Consider the following 20,376-nt stretch of genomic DNA (forward strand, 5'->3'; position numbering starts at 1 on the left):
ACCCGGACCCGTCGACACCGCCCCCGACGTCACCGACCACACACGGCCATCCAGCCCCGCATCACCAAGCGCCTGCACCACCCCAGCCGTCGCAGCAACACCGCGACACCCGGCCTCCTCCTGACCCAGGAAAGAGACCACACGAGCAACATCACCGAACTCGCCCAACCGCACCGCCAGAGCCGCCCGGCCCAGACCGTCCGTCCCCAGCCGCAACCGCTCCACCCGGGCACCCCGCGCCACCAACTCCTCCGCCAGCACACCCGCCCACGCGTCCTCGCCTTCCGCCGGCTCGACGAGCAGCCAGCCACCGGCAACATCCACGGCCCCATCAGCGACAACCGGCTCCCACACGGCCTCGTAGCGCAGGCCGTGTCCGGGTTCCCGTTCCTCCGCCCGCTGCTGGACCACGGCGCCTTCGGGATTCCGCATCCAGTAGCGGTCACGGGCGAAGGGGTAGGTCGGCAGGTCGGTGAAGTGTACGTCCGTGGGGGCGTAGAAGTGCTGCCAGTCGACGGGGTGACCGTCGGTCCACAGGTGGGCCAGGGCGCGCACCGCCGTGGCCGGTTCGGGCCGGTCCCGGCGCAGTGTCGCCACGGTGAGGGCGTCGCCGTCGTACGTCTCGTCGATCGCGCCGGTCAGACTCGCGTCCGGGCCGAGTTCGAGAAAACGGGTGACACCCTGCGCCTTGCAATGGCCGACCGCGTCGGCGAAACGCACCGTGCCACGCACCTGATCCACCCAGTACGAGGCCGTGAACTCGGCGACCGGCTCCCCCGTCAACGTAGAGACGATCGGGATACGGGGCGTGCCGTACGTCAACTCGCCCGCAGCCGCCGCGAAATCAACCAGCATCGGATCCATCAGGGCCGAGTGGAAAGCGTGACTGACCTCAAGCCAGCGGCCCTGACGGTCGGCGAACTGAGCGGCCACCGTCTCGACGGCTGCACGGGTACCGGAGAGAACGACCTGCCCGGGGGCGTTCACCGCCGCCACCGACACACCCTCCACCAGCAGCGGAGTCACCTCATCGAGGGTCGCCCGCACCGCCCACATCGCACCACCCGCAGGCAGCGCCTGCATCAACCCGGCACGCGCACGCACCAACCGGCAGGCGTCGGCGAGGGACAGCACCCCGGACACATGCGCGGCGGCCAGCTCACCCACCGAATGCCCGACCAAATAGTCCGGCCTGACACCCCACGACTCGAGCAGCCGGAACAACGCCACCTCGACCGCGAACAACGCGGGCTGCGCCCACCCCGTCTGTGCTAGAGCCTCCGCGTCCTCGCGGATCACCTCGCGCAGGCCCTCGAAGTGCGCACACACCTCGTCCAGGGCAGTGGCGAACACCGGGAACGAAGCCGCCAACTCCACTCCCATACCGACCCGTTGACCACCCTGACCGGAGAACACGAACGTCAGCTTCCTGCGGCCCCGGCCGGCGGCCCGTCCCGCGGCCGTGCCCTGGACCACTCGTCCGGGGGCGGCGTCACCGGCGATGAGTGCTTGCAGGCCGTTCAGAGCCGACTCCGCGTCATCGGCCAGGATCACGGCCCGGTGGTCGAAGGCGGCACGGCCCGTGGCCAGGGTGTGGCCGATGTCCTGGGGGCGGGTGTGCGGCTGCGTGGTGAGGGCGGCGTGGAGGCGGGACGCGAGTTTGGGGAGTGCCTCGGGCATGCGGGTGGAGACCGGCCAGGGCAGGACCGGCGGCCGCACGGTGTCCGCCGGCGCCGGCTCCTCGGCGGGAGCCTCCTCCAGGATGACGTGCGCGTTGGTGCCGCTGATGCCGAAGGACGAGATCCCGGCCCGGCGCGGGCGTTCGCCGCGCGGCCAGTCGCGGGCCTCCGTCAGGAGCCGTACGCCCCCCGCCGACCAGTCCACATGGGTCGAGGGTGTGTCCGCGTACAGGGTCTTGGGGAGTGCCTCGTGCCGCATCGCCAGGACCATCTTCAGCACGCCCGCGACACCGGCGGCGGCCTGCGTGTGCCCGATGTTCGACTTCACCGAGCCGAGCCACAACGGTCGGCCGGCGGGCCGGTCCTGACCGTACGTGGCGAGCAGCGCCTGCGCCTCGATCGGGTCACCGAGTGTCGTGCCGGTGCCGTGCGCCTCCACCGCGTCCACGTCGGGCGCGGTCAAACGGGCGTCCGTCAGCGCGGCCCTGATGACCTGTTGTTGTGAGGGGCCGTTGGGGACGGTCAGGCCGTTGCTCGCGCCGTCCTGGTTGACGGCGGTGCCGCGGACGACGGCCAGTACGTGGTGGCCGTTGCGCCGGGCGTCCGAGAGGCGTTCCACGAGAATCAGGCCGGCGCCCTCGGACCAGCCGGTGCCGTCGGCGTCGTCGGAGAACGCCTTGCAGCGGCCGTCGGTCGCCAGGCCCTGCTGGCGGCTGAACTCGAGGAACATGCCGGGGGTCGACATCACGGTGACGCCGCCGACCAGAGCGAGGGAGCACTCCTCGGAGCGCAGTGACCGGACGGCCATGTGGAGCGCCACCAAGGAGGAGGAGCAGGCCGTGTCGACGGTGACGGCGGGGCCCTTGAGGCCGAGTGTGTAGGCGATGCGGCCGGAGGCGACAGCCATGGAGTTGCCGGTGAGGAGGTAGCCCTCGACGCCCTCCGGGAGTTCGGTGAGGTGTGATCCGTAGCCGGTGGACGCGGCGCCGACGAAGACGCCGGTGTCGCTGTTCTTCAGCGTGGTGGGGTCGATACCGGCGTGTTCGAAGGCCTCCCAGGAGGTCTGGAGCAGCATGCGCTGCTGCGGGTCCATGGCGAGGGCTTCGCGGGGGCTCAGACCGAAGAAGGCGGGGTCGAACTCGGTGGCGTCGTAGGTGAAGCCGCCTTCGCGGGCGTGGCTGGTGCCGGGCAGGCTCGAGTCGGCGCCGAAGAGCCGCTCGAGGTCCCAGCCGCGGTCGACGGGGAAGGCGGACATGCCGTCGCCCGCCCGGTCGAGGAGCTGCCACAGCTCCCGGGGCGAGCGGACTCCGCCGGGCAGGCGGCAGCTCATGCCGACGATCGCGACCGGCTCGCTGTCCGCGGCCTCGATCTCGCGCAGTCTGCGGTGTGCCTGGCGTAGGTCGCCGGTGACCTTCTTGAGGTAGCCGAGCAGCTTCTGCTGCTCGCCGCCGTCAGCGTTCACAACCTGGTTCTCGCTCAAGACGCCCCACCAAATTCGCCGTCGATCAGCTTGAAGAGTTCGTCGGCCGTGGCCGACTCGAGTGCGTCGTCCCCGACGTCGTCGCCGCCCGGGGAGCCACTGTCCACGGACCCGTTCACGGACCCGTTCACGGACCCGTTGGCCATGGATCCGTCGGCCGTGGATCCGTAGGCCTTGGACCCGTCGGCTGTGGGCCCGTCGGCCGTGGATCCGTTCGTGGCGGCCCATTTCGCGGCGAGCGCCTCGAGGCGTCGCCGTACCGTGTCGTCGCCGCCCGGGCCGGAGCCGGCGAGCCGGTCCAGGGACCGTTCGAGACGCTCGATCTCCTCGAGGGCCAGGTGCGGTGCGCTGTCGACGTCGTCCCGCGCCGTGTCCGGCGCGGGGTCCGGAACGATCTCGGCCAGCAGGTGGTCCGCGAGCGCGGCCGGTGTCGGATAGTCGAAGACCAGTGTCGCGGGCAGCCGGGTACCGGTGAGGGTGCCCATCCGGTTGCGTAGTTCGATGGCCGTGAGGGAGTCGAATCCCAGGTCGTTGAAGGCCTCCTCCGGTTCGATGTCCTGGGCCGAGCCGTGTCCGAGCACCGCCGCGCACTGTCCGCAGACCAGGTCGAGGAGATGGTCGGCGCGGTCGGCGGCGGGCAGGGCGCGCAGCCGGTCGGCGAGTGCGGCCGACGGTTCCGCCGCGGGTGCCGCGGCCGCCTGTGTACGACGTGGTGCGGCGCTGCCCGCGAGGTGGCGCAGCAGTGGCGGTACGGGTCCTGCGGCGAACGCCTTCGGGGAGGTGTCCAGGCGCATCGGGAGCAGCGCGGCCTCGTCGGCGGTGAGGGCGAAGTCGAGCAGGGCCATGCCTTCCCGTTCGCCGAGCGGCCGCATTCCCGCCTGTTCCATGCGGGCGATGTCGGTGTCGGTGAGGTGTCCTGTCATGCCGCGGTCGGCGACCCACGGGCCCCAGGCCAGCGCCACCGCGGGGACTCCGCGGTGGCGGGCCCAGCGGGCGAACTCGTCGAGGAAGGCGTTCGCGGCCGCGTAGTTGGCCTGTCCGGCGCCGCCGAAGGTGCCGGCCGCGCCCGAGAAGAGGACGAGGGCCGCCAGGTCTGCGTCCTTCGTCAGCTCGTACAGGTTGAGGGCCGCGTCCGCCTTCGGCCGCAGGGTCGTGTCGAGGCGGTCGGGGGTCAGGGACGGGATGACGCCGTCGTCGACCACTCCGGCGACGTGGACGACCGCGCTGAGCGGGTGCGCCGGGTCCACGGTGGCGAGGGTGCGGGCGAGTGCGGCCCGGTCGGCCGCGTCGCAGGCCTCGATCCGTACGGTGGCGCCCGTCTGTGCCAGTTCGGCGACGAGTTCGGCCGCGCCTTCCGCGTCCGGCCCACGGCGGCTGGTGAGCAGCAGGTGGCGGACGCCGTACCGTTCGACGAGGTGGCGGGCCACGTAGTGACCGAGTCCACCGGTGCCGCCGGTGACGAGGACGGTGCCGTCCGGGTCGGGGCGCCTGGGCAGGGTGAGAACCACCTTGCCGATGTGCCGGGCCTGGCTGACCAGCCGGTACGCCTCCGGTGCGCGGCGCACGTCCCAGGTGGTGAGCGGCAGCGGTCGCAGTGCCCCCGCCTCGATGAGCCGCAGCACTTCGGTGAGCATCTCGCCGATGCGGTCGGGTCCGGCCTCGATGAGGTCGAACGCCCGGTAGCTGACGCCCGGCCGGGTCTCGGTGACGCTCTCGGGGGTGCGGATGTCGGTCTTGCCCATCTCGACGAAGCGCCCGCCGTCGTCGGAGAGCAGCCGCAGCGAGGCGTCCACGTACTCGCGGGCCAGCGAGTTCAGGACGACGTCGATGCCGCCGGGCCCGGCCGCCGGGCGGAAACGCTCCTCGAAGCGCAGGTCGCGGGAGGAGGCGAGGTGGGCGTCGTCGAGGCCGAGGGAGCGCAGCGTGTCATGCTTGCCCTGACTCGCGGTGCCGAACACCTCGGCGCCGAGGTGCCGGGCGAGCTGGACGGCGGCCATGCCGACACCGCCGGCCGCGGCGTGTACGAGGACCGACTCACCCGGCTTGAGTCCTGCCAGATCGACCAGCGCGTAGTAGGCGGTCAGGAAGACCACCGGTACGGACGCGGCCTGCTCGAACGACCAGCCCTCGGGGAGCGGCGCGATCATCCTGTGGTCGGCGACCGCGACTGGCCCGAACGCCTTGCCGAACATGCCGAGGACGCGGTCGCCCGGCGCGAACCCGGTGATGTCCGGGCCGACTTCGGTGATCACACCCGCGCCCTCGACACCCATCGGGCCGGGGTCGCCGGGATACATGTCGAGTGCGTTCAGTACGTCCCTGAAGTTGAGGCCCGCGGCCCGTACCGCCACCCGGACCTGGCCCGGAGCGAGCGGTTCGAGGAGGCCGGGGTCGGCGGCGAGGGTGAGGTTGCCCAGGCTGCCGCGGCCGGTGGTGTCCAGCCGCCACGCGTCGGTGCCGGCCGGGGGCAGCAGGGTGGAGTCGGAGGCGGCGCGCACGAGCCGCGCGGCCAGCAACTTCCCCTCGCGTACCGCGGCTTGGGGTTCGTCGGAGTCGAGGAGCGCGGCGAGCAGGCCGGGCAGCGCCCCGGCGGACGACGGGTGCTCGTCGAGGTCCACCAGCACGAACCGGCCGGGGTCCTCCGACTGCGCCGACCGTACGAGCCCCCACACGGCCGCGGCGGCCGGGTCGCCCGGTCCTTGCGGATCACCGGCCGCGACGGCACCCCGCGTGACGAGGACGAGCCGTGCGGACGCGAGCCGGGTGTCGGTCAGCCGGCGTTGGAGCAGGGCGAGGACCCGGGCGGTCAGGGTCCGGGTGTCGGCCGCGATCGTGCCGGCGTCCGGTGCGGGGGCCGTCGTGCCCAGGCAGGGCACGAACAGGACGTCGGGGACGGGCCCGTCGGCGTCCAGCGCGTCGGGGCCGGTGACGAGGCGGGCCGCCAGCGCGTCAGCGAGCTCTGTGCCGCCGTCGCCGTCGCCGTCGCCGTCGCTGTCGCTGTCGCTGTCGCTGTCGACTAGGACCGCCCACGACCTGTCCACGACGGAGAGGTCACCGGGGAGGTCACCGGCCACCGGCACCGGCACCGGCAGCCAGTCGAGCCGGAACATGTCCTGCGGGTACGCCGTCGTAGGCGACGACGCGTGCAGTTGTGCCGCCGAGATCTGGCGCATCGCCAGGGACTCCACGTGGGCGACCGGCTGTCCGGTGCCGTCCGCGATGGCCAGGGTCAGCGCGTCGGGCCCGGACCGCGCGAGCCGCACGCGCAGGCTCGACGCACCGGAGGCGTACAGGGAGACCCCGGACCAGGAGAACGGCAGTCTGCTCCGGCCGCTGCCGTCGAGCGCGACGAACGTCAGCGCCTGTAGCGCCGCGTCGAGCAGCGGAGGGTGCAGTCCGTAGGCGGCGGCTTCGGCGGCGTGCGGTTCGGGGAGTGTCACCTCGGCGAACACCTCGTCGCCTGCGCGCCAGGCCTGGCGCAGCCCTTGGAACGCGGGGCCGTAGGCGAATCCGCCCTGCCGGTACATCGCGTAGAAGTCGGAGACGTCGATGGTCTCGGCGCCGGGCGGCGGCCAGGAGGCCAGGTCGTACGCAGCCTCCGGCCGGCCCTCGCCGAGGAGCCCGGTGGCGTGCAGCGTCCACGGGGTGCCGGCCGCCGCGGTGTCGGGCCTCGCGTGCAGTTCGAGCGGGCGCAGGCCGGTCCCGTCGGGGGCGTTGACCCGGAGCTGGAGCTGTACGGCTCCGTCGGCGGGCAGCACCAGCGGGGCGGCCAGGGTCAGTTCCTCGACCCGGTCGCAGCCGACCTCGTCGGCCGCGCGCATGGCCAGCTCCAGGAAGCCGGTGCCGGGGAAGAGGATCGTGCCCATCACCTCGTGGTCGGCGAGCCACGGCAGATCCCGTACGCCGATCCGCGCGGTGAACAGCCGCCCGTCGTCCCCGGCCAGCGCCACGGCGGCACCGAGCAGCGGGTGCCCGGCGTCGGCGAGCCCGGCCGCGGACACATCGCCCGGCCTCCGCGTCGACACCTGCGGCCAGTACGGCTTGCGCTGGAAGGCGTAGGTGGGGAGGTCGACGACGGTGGCGCCGGTGGGTGCGTAGAAGGCCGCCCAGTCGACGTCGGCGCCGTCCGCCCACAGGCGGGCCAGCGCGGTGACGGCGGTGACGGGCTCGGACTGCTTCCGATTGAGCACCGCCACGGCCAGGGCGTCCTCGTCGCTCTCACCGATCGCCGCCACGAGACCGGCATCCGGGCCGAGTTCGAGGAAACGGGTGACACCCTGCGCCTTGCAATGGCCGACCGCGTCGGCGAAACGCACCGTGCCACGCACCTGATCCACCCAGTACGACGCCGTGAACTCGGCGACCGGCTCCCCCGTCAACGTAGAGACGATCGGGATACGGGGCGTGCCGTACGTCAACTCGCCCGCAGCCGCCGCGAAATCGGCCAGCATCGGGTCCATGAGCGCCGAGTGGAAAGCGTGACTGACCTCCAGCCAGCGGCCCTGACGGTCGGCGAACTGAGCGGCCACGGTCTCGACGGCGTCTCGGGTGCCGGAGAGGACGACCTGCCCGGGGGCGTTCACCGCCGCCACCGACACACCCTCCACCAGCAGCGGAGTCACCTCGTCGAGGGTCGCCCGCACCGCCCACATCGCACCACCCGCGGGCAGCGCCTGCATCAGCTCCGCGCGGGCTGCTACCAGTCGGCAGGCGTCGGCGAGGGACAGCACACCGGACACATGCGCGGCGGCCAGCTCACCCACCGAATGCCCGACCAGATAATCCGGCCTGACACCCCACGACTCCACCAGCCGGAACAACGCCACCTCGACCGCGAACAACGCGGGCTGCGCCCACCCCGTCTGTGCTAGAGCCTCCGCGTCCTCGAACATCACCTCACGCAACGGCCGGTCCAGCAGTCCGTCGAAGTGCGCGCACACCTCGTCCAGAGCCGTCGCGAACGCCGGGAAGGCGTCCGCCAACTCCTGCCCCATGCGGAGGCGTTGGCCGCCCTGACCGGAGAAGACGAACCCGGTGGCGCCGGTGCGGGCACGGCCGGTGACGGTGTCCGGCGAGGGTTCGCCGGTGGCCAGGGTCTCCAGTCGCGTACGCAGTTCGTCGGTACCGGCGTCGAGGACGACCGCCCGGTGCTCGAGGGCGGCCCGGGTGGTGGCCAGCGACAGACCCACGTCCGTCGCGTCCAGGCCGTCCGTCCCGGCGGCCAGCCGGCCGGCCTGCGCGGACAGCGCGGGGGCTGTCTTCGCGGACACCGGCCAGGGGACGGCGGGCAGGGTGACGTCCGGGGCTGCCATCGGCTGCCGCGCAACGGTGGGCGGCTCCTCGATGATCACGTGGGCGTTGGTGCCGCTGATGCCGAACGACGACACACCGGCGCGCCTCGGACGGTCGCCGCGGGGCCACGGGCGGGCCTCGGACAGCAGTTCCACGGCGCCGGACTCCCAGTCGACGTGCGTCGACGGCTCGCTCACGTGCAGGGTGCCGGGCAAGGTCTCGTGCCGCATCGCCAGCACCATCTTGATCAGGCCGGCGACACCGGCGGCGGCCTGGGTGTGCCCGATGTTCGACTTGACCGAGCCGAGCCACAGCGGCCGGTCGGCGGGCCGGTCCCGGCCGTACGTGGCGAGCAGCGCCTGGGCTTCGATCGGGTCGCCGAGCGTGGTGCCGGTGCCGTGTGCCTCGACGGCGTCCACGTCGGCGGCGGTCAGTCCGGCGGTCGCGAGCGCCTGCCGGATGACGCGTTGCTGCGACGGGCCGTTGGGGGCGGTGAGGCCGTTGGAGGCGCCGTCCTGGTTGGTGGCGCTGCCGGTGACGAGGGCGAGGACCTGGTGGCCGTTGCGGCGGGCGTCGGAGAGGCGTTCGAGGACGAGGACGCCGACGCCTTCGGCCCAGCCGGTGCCGTCGGCGTCGTCGGAGAACGCCTTGCAGCGGCCGTCGACGGCCAGTCCGTGCTGCCGGCTGAAGCTGACGAACGGCGAGGGTGTGGAGATGAGCGTGACCCCGCCGGCCAGGGCGAGTTCGCACTCGTCGTTGCGCAGCGCCTGGGCTGCCAGGTGCAGGGCGACCAGGGACGACGAGCAGGCTGTGTCGACAGTGACCGCGGGGCCTTCCAGGCCGAGGGTGTAGGCGACGCGGCCGGACAGGACGCTCGCGGCGTTGCCGGTCATGAAGTAGCCGTCGGCGCCTTGCGGGGAGGCCATCAGCAGGCCGCCGTAGTCGGAGCCGTTGCTGCCCGCGAACATGCCGGTCCGGCTGCCGGTCAGGGACAGCGGGTCGATGCCCGCCCGCTCGGTGGCCTCCCAGACGGTCTCCAGGAGGAGTCTCTGCTGCGGGTCCATGGACAGGGCCTCGCGCGGGTTGATGCCGAAGAGCGTGGCATCGAACTCGCTGATGCCGCGGACGAATCCGCCGTGCCGGGTGTACGTCGTCCCGGCCTTGTCCGGGTCGGGGTCGTAGACGCCTTCGACGTCCCAGCCGCGGTCGTCCGGGAAGCCGGAGATCGCGTCGGCTCCTTCGGACAGCAGCCGCCATAGCTCGTCCGGGGAGGAGACACCGCCGGGCAGGCGGCAGCTCATCCCGACGATGGCGATCGGGTCGTCCTCGCGGTCCTGGTGCTTGCGGCCCTCGGACGGGGCGGTGGTGGCGGGCGCCGGGCCGACGGCGTCGACGAGTTCCTGGCGGAGCAGCCGGGTGAGGGCGGCCGGCGTCGGGTGGTCGAAGACCAGCGTCGCGGGCAGGCGCAGTCCGGTGGCCGCGCCGAGCCGGTTGCGCAGTTCGATCGCGGTGAGCGAGTCGAAACCGATGTCGGAGAACACGTGCGTGGGCTCCACGTCGGTCGGTGCGGCGAAGCCGAGCACGGCGGCGGCGTGGCCGCGCACCAGGCCGAGCAGTTCCCGTTCCCGCTCGGCTTCGGTGAGCGCGGCGAGGCGGGCGGCGAGCGAGCCTGGGCTGCCCGCGCCGGCGCGGGCGCTCGCGGTCTCCAGGGCCCGGTGTGCTTCCGGGATGCCGTCGAGGAGGCTGCTGCGGCGGCTCGCGGTGAAGGCGGGCGCGTAGACGTCCCAGTCGATGGCGGCCACGGTGAGTGTGGCGTCCCCGTCGCCGACCGCCTGTCGCAGTACGGCGACGGCGGCCTCGGGGGCCAGGGAGTGGACGCCGCCCTTGCGCTGGCGGGCCTCGACGGCCGCACTGTCCGCCATGCCCGCGTCGGACCAGGGGCCCCAGGCGATCGAGGTGGCGGCGAGCCCTGCGGTCCGCCGCTGCTCGGCGAGGGCGTCGAGCACGGCGTTGGCGGCCGCGTAGTTCGCCTGGCCGGGGCCGCCCCAAGTGCCCGCGGTGGAGGCGAACAGCACGAACGCGTCCAGTTCCAGGCCGAGTTCACGGGTGAGTTCGTCCAGGAGCAGCGCGGCGTGCGCCTTGGGTGCCATGACCGCGGCGATGCGGTCGGGGTTCAGCGCGTCGAGGATGCCGTCCTCCAGGACACCGGCCGCGTGCACGACGGCGGTCAGCGGGGCCGCCCCGCCGCTCACGTCCGCGAGCAGCGCGGTGACCTCGTCGCGGTCGGCGATGTCGCAGGCCACGAGGGTGACGCGGACGCCGAGTGCTTCCAGTTCGCGGGCGAGGTCCGCCGCGCCGGGTGCGTCCGCGCCGCGCCGGCTGGTCAGGACGAGGTGTTCGGCGCCGTTGCCGGCGGCCCAGCGGGCCATACGGGCGCCCAGGGCGCCGGTGCCGCCGGTGATCAGGACGGTGCCGGACGGTGTCCAGGTCCGCTCCGGTCCGGCCGGGCGCGGGGCGCGGACGAGCCGTCGTCCGAACAGGCCCGAGGCGCGCAGGGCGATCTGGTCCTCGTCGGCCGCGGCGATCGCGTTCAGCAGCCGCCGCGCGGACCGCGTGTCGGGCTCGTCCGGTACGTCGATCAGCCCGCCCCAGCGGTCCGGGTGCTCGAGCGCCGCGACCCGTCCGAGTCCCCACACCGCCGCCTGGCCGGGCCTGGCGACCGCGTCCCATCGGGCGGCCGAGACCGCGCCGGACGTCAACGCCCATACGGGTGCGTCGAGTTGGGCGTCTCCGAGTGCTTGCAGGAGTACGGCGGTCAGGCCGAGGCCCGAGGGCAGCCCCGGCAGTCCGTCGCCGGCCCGCTCGTCCCAGGCCAGCAGAGACACGACGCCGGCGAGGTCGTCGCCGCCGGTGAGGCCGGTGAGCTGTTCCGCGAGCGCTGTCCGGTCCTGCGTGGCTGTGCCGAGTCGCAGTGGCCGGACGGTCGCGCCGCGTGCGGTCAGCTCGTCGGCGATCGTGTCGGCCCAGGCCCGTGCGGCGTCGTCGGCACCGTCGGCACTGTCGGCACCGTCGGACGTCACTATCAGCCAGTCGCCGGTGACCGGTTCCCCGTCCGCCGGGGTGAGCGGCGTCCAGTTGATCCGGTAGCGCCAGGCGTCGGTGGTGTCCTGCTCGCGCTGCTTGCGCCGCCAGTCGGCCAGCGCGGGCAGCAGCGGGTCGAGGACGGCGGTCTCCGTGCCCAGTGTCCCGGCGAGCGCGTCCACGTCGGCCCGCTCCACCGCCGCCCAGAACTCCCGGTCCGCAACGGTCCCCTCATCCGCGGGGACGGTGGTCCCGGTGTCGAACTCCGGCCAGTAGTGGTTGCGTTGGAAGGCGTACGTCGGCAGATCGATTGGTGCCGGGGGCGCACTGGGGAAGGCGGCTGTCCAGTCGACGTCGACGCCGCGTACCCACAGCTCGGCCACGCTGGCGAGGAAGCGGGCCAGGCCGCCGTCGTCGCGGCGGAGCGATCCCGTGACGACGCTGTCCTCGGCCAGGTCCTGCACGGCCGCCGACAGCACCGGGTGGGAGGAGACCTCGACAAACACGTTGTTGCCGTCGGCGGCCAGCTTCTCGACCGCCTCGGCGAACCGGACGCGGGAACGCAGGTTCGTGAACCAATAGCCGCCGTCCATCACCGTGCCGTCGACGAACTCACCCGCCACCGTCGACAGCAGCGGGATCTCGCCGCTACGGGGCGCGATCCCCGCCAGAGCCTGAGCCAGATCGGACTCCAACACCTCCATCGACGCCGAGTGCGAGGCGTAATCGACGGCGATCCGGCGCGCCCGCAACCCCAACTCCTGGCAGCCGACGACCACTTCCTCGACCGCGTCGACCTCACCGGAGACGACCACCTGGGACGGGCCGTTCACCGCCGCGACCGACACACGCTCACCCCACGGGGCGAGGATCTCCTCCACCCGGGCGACACCGGCACCGACGGAAGCCATCGTGCCCGCCCCACTCGCCAACTCCGCGATCGCCTTACTCCGCAGGCACACCACCCGCAGCGCATCCTCCAGAGACAGCACCCCCGCCACGTACGCGGCCGCGATCTCACCCTGGGAGTGACCGACCACAGCAGCCGGCACGATCCCGTACGAACGCCAGAGCGCCGCCAGCGACACCATCACCACGAACGACGCGGGCTGCACCACATCGACCCGCTCCAACGACGGCGCCCCACCGGCACCCCGTAGAACATCTGTCACGGACCAGTCCACCAGGCCCGCCATCGCCGCCTCACACTCGGCGACCACACCCGCGAACACCGCTGACTCATCCAGGAGTTGAGCACCCATCGCAGTCCACTGCGCCCCCTGACCGGGGAACACGAACACCGGCCGGCCCACCAAACCAGCCACCCCCGACACCACGTGTCCCGACGGCTCACCATTCGACAACACACCCAGCGCCGCACCGTACGAACCCGTCACCACCGCCCGATGCTCCAGCCGCGCCCGCGTCGTCGCCAACGACCAGCCGACGCCCACCGGATCGCAGTCACCCAGCGCCGCCAGCGCCGCCGCCTGCCCCCGCAACCCCGCCGCACTCCGCGCCGACACCAACCACGGCACGGCAGAAGGCGACTCCACCGCGACCGGCTCAGCGACAAGACCCGGCTCCGGTCCCGGTTCCGGTGCTTCTTCGATGATCACGTGGACGTTCGTCCCGCTCATCCCGAACGCCGACACACCCGCACGCCGCGGCCGCTCCCCACGCGGCCACTCCCGCGCCTCCGCCAACAGCTCCACCGCACCCGCCGACCAGTCCACGTGCGACGACGGCGAGCCCAGGTGCAGCGACTTCGGCATCAGGTCGTGCCGCATCGCCTGCACCATCTTGATCACGCCCGCCACACCGGCGGCGGCCTGCGCGTGGCCGATGTTGGACTTGATCGAGCCGAGCCGGAGCGGCTGGTCGGCCGGGCGGTCCTGGCCGTAGGTGGACAGGAGCGCCTGCGCCTCGATCGGGTCACCGAGCGCGGTGCCGGTGCCGTGCGCCTCGACGACGTCGACGTCGGCCGTGGTCAGCCGGGCGTTGGTCAGCGCGTGCCGGATGACGCGCTGCTGGGAGGGGCCGTTGGGGGCGGTGAGGCCGTTGGAGGCACCGTCCTGGTTGACGGCGGAGCCGCGTACCACCGCGAGTACCCGGTGGCCGTTGGCCCGGGCGTCCGACAGCCGCTCCAGGAGCAGCATGCCGACGCCCTCGCCCCAGCTCGCGCCGTCGGCGTCGTCGGAGAACGGCTTGGAGCGGCCGTCCTCGGCGAGCGCGCGCTGACGGCTGAACTCGATCAGCGAGATCGGGGTGGACATGACGGTCACACCGCCGGCGAGCGCCATCGTGCAGTCGCCCTCGCGCAGTGCCTGGCAGGCGGAGTGCAGTGCGACCAGGGAGGAGGAGCAGGCCGTGTCGATGGTGACCGCGGGGCCTTCGAGGCCGAGCGTGTACGAGACGCGGCCGGACAGGACGCTGGGCGAGTTGCCGGTGCCGAGGAAGCCCTCGGAACTTTCCTTCGCCGCCGCGAGAAGGCCTCCGTAGTCCTGGTAGGTGACTCCGGCGAAGACGCCGGTGCTGGTGCCGCGCAGCGTGTGGGCGTTCAGGCCCGCGTGTTCCATCGCCTCCCAGGAGCTCTCCAGGAGGAGCCGCTGCTGGGGGTCCATGGAGACGGCCTCGCGGGGGCTGATGCCGAAGAACGTGGCGTCGAACTCGCTGGCGTCGTGCAGGAACCCGCCCTCGTGGACGTAGCACGTGCCGGGGTTGTCCGGGTCGGGGTCGTAGAGCGCTTCCAGGTCCCAGCCGCGGTCGGTCGGGAGGCCGGAGATCGCGTCGGTGCCCTCGGCGACGAGCCGCCACAGGTCCTGGGCGGTGCGGATGCCGCCGGGGTAGTGGCAGCTCATGCCGATGATGGCGATGGGGTCGTCGAGGTCGGCGGTGGTCCTGGCGCGGCCCCGCGGTGCGGTGTCCGGCTCGGGTCCGCCGAGGAGTTCGTCGCGGAGATGGTCGACCAGGGCGCGCGGTGTCGGATAGTCGAAGACGAGCGTCGCGGGCAGCCGCAGGCCGGTCTCCTCGCCGAGTGCCTCGCGCAGCTGGACGGCGGTGAGGGAGGTGAAGCCGAGGTCGCGGAAGGGCAGTTCGGCGTTGAGCGTCTGCGTACGGGGTTGCTCCAGCACGATCGAGGCGCGGCGGCGCACGATCTCCAGCAGGGCGTCGCGCTGTTCGTCCCTGGGCAGCGCGGCGAGGCGGTCGCGCAGTGCCTGCCCGCCGCCGGACACGGCCGCGGCGGCCTTGCGGCGCGCGGGGGTCCGGGGCGGCGAGGCGTCCGGGCCGGCCTCGGTCCCCGGGGCGGTGGGCGCCGCGAACGGGGTGCCGTCGTAGGGCCGTAGGGTCAACGCGTCCGCGGTCAGCACGAGTTCGCCCGAGGTGTCCGCGACCGTGACGGTGTACGTCCCCTCCGCCGTGCCCGGCACGATGGCGACGCGGAGCAGGGACGCGCCGCTCGCGTGCAGGGTGACTCCGCTCCAGACGAACGGGAGCCGTCCGCCGCCTGCCGCGCTCGCGTCGTACGACAGGACCTGCAACGCGGCGTCGAGCACGGCAGGGTGGAGGCCGAACCGGCCGGCCTCGCCGCGGAACTCGTCGCCGAGCACGACCTCGGCGAACAGTTCGCCGTCCCGCCGCCAGACGGCGGTCAGGCCCTGGTAGATCTCGCCGTAGCCGAAACCGTTCTCGGCGCGGGCCCGGTAGTGGCCGTCGATGTCGACGGCGGCGGCCCGGGCCGGCGGCCAGGCGGTGAGTCCGGCGTGCTGCCGCCCGGCTGCGGTGCCTAGGACGCCGCTCGCGTGGCGGGTCCAGGTCTGCCCGCCGCTGACACGGGAGCTGATGCGGAAGGAACGGCGGCCGTTCCCGTCGCCGGGGTCGACGATGAGCTGCACCTGGACGGCCTGCCGCTCCGGCAGGACCAGCGGGGCCTCCAGAACGAGTTCCTCGATCCGGTCGCAGGCCAGTTGGTCACCGGCGCGGACGGCGAGTTCCACGTATCCGGTACCGGGGAACACCGCCTCGCCCGCGACCTGGTGCTCGGCGATCCAGGGATGCGTCCGGGCGGAGATCCGGCCGGTGAACACATGCCCGCCGCCGTCGGAGAGTTCCACCGCCGCGCTCAGCAGCGGGTGCCTGAGCGGATCGGCGCCGATGGCACCGGCGTCCGAGCCGCCCGACGCGCCGTCCAGCCAGTAGCGCTGGTGCTGGAAGGCGTAGGTGGGGAGGTCGACGACGGTGGCGCCGGTGGGTGCGTAGAAGGCTGCCCAGTCGACGTCGGCGCCGTCCGCCCACAGGCGGGCCAGTGCGGTGACGGCGGTGACGGGCTCGGACTGCTTCCGGTTGAGCACCGCCACGGCCAGGGCGTCCTCGTCGCTCTCACCGATCGCCGCCACGAGACCGGCATCCGGGCCGAGTTCGAGGAAACGGGTGACACCCAGGGACGTCAGGCGCGTGATCGCGTCGGCGAAACGGACCGTGCCGCGGACCTGGTCGGCCCAGTACGACGCGGTGAAGTCGGTGACCGGCTCGCCCGTGAGCGTAGAGATGATCGGGATACGGGGCGTGCCGTACGTCAACTCTCGTGCGGCCGTGGCGAATTCGGCCAGCATCGGATCCATGAGCGCCGAGTGGAAAGCGTGACTGACCTCCAGCCACCTCCCCCGGTGGTCCGCGAACTGAGCGGCCACGGTCTCGACGGCTGCTCGGGTGCCGGAGAGGACGACCTGGCCCGGGGCGTTCACCGCCGCCACCGACACACCCTCCACCAGCAGCGGAGTCACCTCGTCGAGGGTCGCCCGCACCGCCCACATCGCACCACCCGCGGGCAGCGCCTGCATCAACCCGGCACGGGCTCCGACCAGTCGGCAGGCGTCGGCGAGGGACAGCACCCCGGACACATGCGCGGCGGCCAGCTCACCCACCGAATGCCCGACCAAATAGTCCGGCCTGACACCCCACGACTCGAGCAGTCGGAACAACGCCACCTCGACCGCGAACAACGCAGGCTGCGCCCACCCCGTCTGCCCGAGAGCTTCCGCATCCTCACGGATCACCTCACGCAGACCCTCGAAGTGGCCGCACACCTCGTCCAGGACGGTCGCGAAGACCGGGAAGGACTCGGCCAGTTCCCGTCCCATGCGCTGCCGTTGACCACCCTGTCCCGAGAAGACGAACCCGGTGAGACCGGCGCGGGAAATACCCGACACCGCTCCGGGTGTCGGTTCGCCGGTGGCCAGGGCCTCCAGTCGCGTACGCAGTTCGCCGGGGCCGGCACCGAGGACGACCGCCCGGTGTTCCAGAGGCGACCGGGTGGTGGCCAGGGACAGACCCACGTCCGTCGCGTCCAGGCCGTCCGTCCCGGCGGCCAGTCGGCCGGCCTGCGCGGGAAGGCTCTCCGCGGAACGGGCCGAGAGGGGCCAGGGCACCACCGGCGGGGCGGTGCGCGCCGTCACGGCGGTGACGGTTCCCGGCGCCTGCGCGGCGGGGACAGGCGCCTGTGCGGCAAGGGCAGGCGCCTGTGCGGCGAGAGCAGGTGCCTCTTCGATGATGACGTGCGCGTTCGTGCCGCTGACGCCGAACGCGGACACGCCCGCTCGGCGTGGCCGGTCACCGGGCGCCCAGTCGCGGGCCTGCGACAGCAGTTCCACCGCGCCCGAGGCCCAGTCCACGTGCGAGGACGGCGTGTCGACGTACAGCGTCCTGGGCAGTTCGGCGTGGCGCAGCGCGAGGACCATCTTCATGACACCCGCGACACCGGCGGCGGCCTGCGTGTGCCCGATGTTCGACTTCACCGAGCCGAGCCACAACGGCCGGTCGGCGGGCCGGTCCTGACCGTACGTGGCGAGCAGCGCCTGCGCCTCGATCGGGTCGCCCAGCGAGGTGCCGGTGCCGTGGGCCTCGACCGCGTCGACGTCAGCGGGCTCCAGCCGGGCGTTGGCCAGGGCCTGGCGGATGACACGCTGCTGGGAGGGCCCGTTGGGGGCGGTCAGACCGTTGGAGGCACCGTCCTGGTTGACGGCCGAGCCGCGAACGACGGCGAGGATCTGGTGGCCGTTCCGCTGGGCGTCCGAGAGGCGTTCCACCAGGATCAGGCCGGCGCCCTCGCTCCAGCCCGTGCCGTCGGCGTCGTCGGAGAACGCCTTGCAGCGGCCGTCGGTGGCGAGTCCGCCCTGGTGGGCGAAGTCGATGAAGGCGTCCGGTCCCGCGATGACGGTGACACCGCCGGCGAGGGCTAGCGAGCACTCGCCGGACCGCAGCGCCTGGACGGCGAGGTGGAGGGCGACGAGCGAGGACGAGCAGGCCGTGTCGACGGTGACGGCCGGGCCTTCGAGACCGAGCGCGTACGAGATACGGCCGGACAGCACGCTGCCCGAGTTGCCGGTGATGAGGTGACCGCCGACGCCGTCGGGGACGTCGTTCACCTGGCTGAGGTAGCCGGAGCTGCCGGCTCCGACGAAGACGCCGACCTGGTCGCCCTTCAGGGACAGCGGGGCGATGCCCGCGCGTTCCAGGGTCTCCCAGGCGACTTCCAGGAGGAGGCGCTGCTGCGGGTCCATGGCCAGGGCTTCGCGCGGCGAGATGCCGAAGAAGGCGGCGTCGAACTCCGCGGCGCCGGGGAGGAAGCCGCCTTCGCGCGTGAAGGCGGAGCCCGCGGCGTCGAGGGCGTCCAGGTCCCAGCCGCGGTCGGTGGGGAACGCGGTGATGGCGTCGGCCGCCCCGGAGAGCACCTGCCACAGGGTCTGCGGATCGGTGGCACCGCCCGGGAAGCGGCAGCCCAGGGCCACGATCGCGATCGGTTCGTCGAAGGCGGCGCGGGCGGCTTCGACGCGTTCGGGCCGCTGTTCGGTGCCCATGAGGTGGTCGACGAGGAAGTCGGTGAGCGTCGCCGACGTGGGGTGGTCGAAGACCAGGGTGGCGGGCAGCGACAGGCCCGTCGCCACGCGCAGCCGGTCGCGGAACTCGACCGCGGTGAGCGAGTCGAACCCCAGATCGCGGAAGGCGCGTTCCGGTTCGACGGCCGCGCTCGTGGCGTGCCCGAGGACCGCCGCGGCCTCACCGCGGACCAGTTCGAGGACCCGGCGGCGCCTGTCCCGGTCGTCGAGGCCGCGCAACTGCTCGCGCAGCCCGGCGGCGGTGTCGTGCCCTTGCCCTTGTCCGTGGTCGTGGGCGTGGGCGTGGTCATCGGGCTGCGTCGTGCCGAACGCGTCGAAGAGTGTGCCGGCCCGGCGCAGGGTGAACGTCGGCAGGAAGCGATCCCAGTCGACGTCCACGACCGATACGCAGGGTTCGTCGCCGGACAGCGCCGACTCCAGTGCGGCCATCGCGTCGTCGGGCGACAGGGCGAGCAGTCCGCGTCTGCGCAGGTCGTCCTTGGCGCCCTCGGCGGCGGCCATGCCGCCACCGTCCCAGGGGCCCCAGGCGAGCGAGGTGGCCGCCCTGCCCTGGGCGCGGCGCCGGGTCGCGAGTGCGTCGAGGTAGGCGTTGGCGGCCGCGTATCCGCTCTGGCCGCCGCTGCCCCAGGTGGCCGCGATGGAGGAGTAGAGCACGAACGCGTCGAGGTCGCGGTCGCCGAGCAGCGCGTCGAGGTTCGCCGCTCCGGCCGCCTTCGCGCCGAGCATCGCTGCGAGGTCGTCGGTGCCGGTGTCGCGCAGGGCCACGGCCTGGGTCAGGCCCGCGGCGTGGAAGACGGACCGGATCGCGGGCCCTCCGGCCTCGATCCGGGCGACGGCCTCCGCGAGGGACGTCCGGTCGGCGAGGTCGCAGCCGGCGAAGGTGACGGTGACGCCGCGCGCTTCCAGTTCCGTACGGAGTTCAGGGGCGCCCGGGGCGTCGTCGCCGCGTCGGCTCAGGAGTGCGACGTGCCGCGCGCCCCGGTCCACGGCCCAGCGGGCGAGCCGGGTGCCCAGAGCGCCGGTGCCGCCGGTGATCAGGACCGTGCCCGAGGGCGTCCAGCCGGCGTTCGTGGTCCCCGGCGACGCGGCGACGAGGCGGCGTCCGAGCACGGCCCCGCCGCGCAGAGCCATCTGGTCCTCGTCCCCGGCGCCTCCCGCCAGCACGTCCACGAGACGGGCCACGGCGCCGCCCGCGGGCCGCTCCGGCACGTCGACCAGGCCGCCCCAGCGCTCCGGCTCCTCCAGCGCGACGACCCGGCCCAGACCCCACACGGCTGCCCGTACCGGATGCGTCAGTTCATCGCCGGCGCCCGTGGACACCGCGCCCGACGTCACCGACCACAGCCGTGCGTCCACGCCCGCGTCCGCCAGCGCCTGCACAAGTGCGGTGGTGGCTGTCAGGCCGAGGGCGAGACCGGGACGGCCCTCGTGTTCCCGCTCGTCCTGCCCGAGGAACGACACCACGTGCCCGTGGCCGGCGAACTCCCCGAGGCGGGCGGCCAGATCCGCCCGGTCCGGTTCCGCGGTCGTGAGGCGCAGCCGGGTGACCCGTGCGCCGCGCGCCGCCAGCTCATCGGCGAGGGCTCCCGCCCAGGAGTCGTCGAAGTCCGCCGGCTCCGGCTCCACGATCAGCCAGCCACCGGAGACGGCGGCGTCACCGACCGGACCGGCCGGCGCCCAGCCGATCCGGTAGCCGAGCCGGTCGACGCCGGCCCGCTCTTCGCGGCGGCGCTGCCATGCGCCGAGGGCCGTCAGGACATCGGCCGGGTCCGCGTCGGGCGCGACCCCGAGCGACTGCGCGAACGCGGCCGGGTCACCGCCCTCGACGATCTCCCAGAACGCGGCGTCGGCACCACCGGTCGCGGCAGCGGTTCCGGCAGGCCGGGGCCGGGGCCAGAAACGCTCCCGCTGGAAGGCGTAGGTGGGCAGGTCGACGACAGCGGCGCCG

Annotated in this window: 1 protein-coding gene and 2 pseudogenes; all 3 read right to left on the reverse strand. The window is 73.3% G+C overall.

The window, feature by feature from the left end; translation table 11 throughout:
- Positions 1-3,120, reverse strand: a pseudogene (locus tag ABD366_RS36600) (type I polyketide synthase); the annotation flags it as partial.
- Between the two features lie 35 nt (positions 3,121-3,155).
- Entirely contained in the window at positions 3,156-20,054 is a 16,899-nt protein-coding gene (locus ABD366_RS36605) for a type I polyketide synthase (RefSeq protein ID WP_344443218.1), read from the reverse strand.
- Positions 20,055-20,153: 99 nt separating this feature from the next.
- Positions 20,154-20,357, reverse strand: a pseudogene (locus ABD366_RS43680) (hypothetical protein); the annotation flags it as partial.
- Between the last annotated feature and the right edge of the window lie 19 nt (positions 20,358-20,376).

The sequence above is a fragment of the Streptomyces kunmingensis genome (assembly GCF_039533535.1).
GTDB lineage: Bacteria > Actinomycetota > Actinomycetes > Streptomycetales > Streptomycetaceae > Streptomyces > Streptomyces kunmingensis.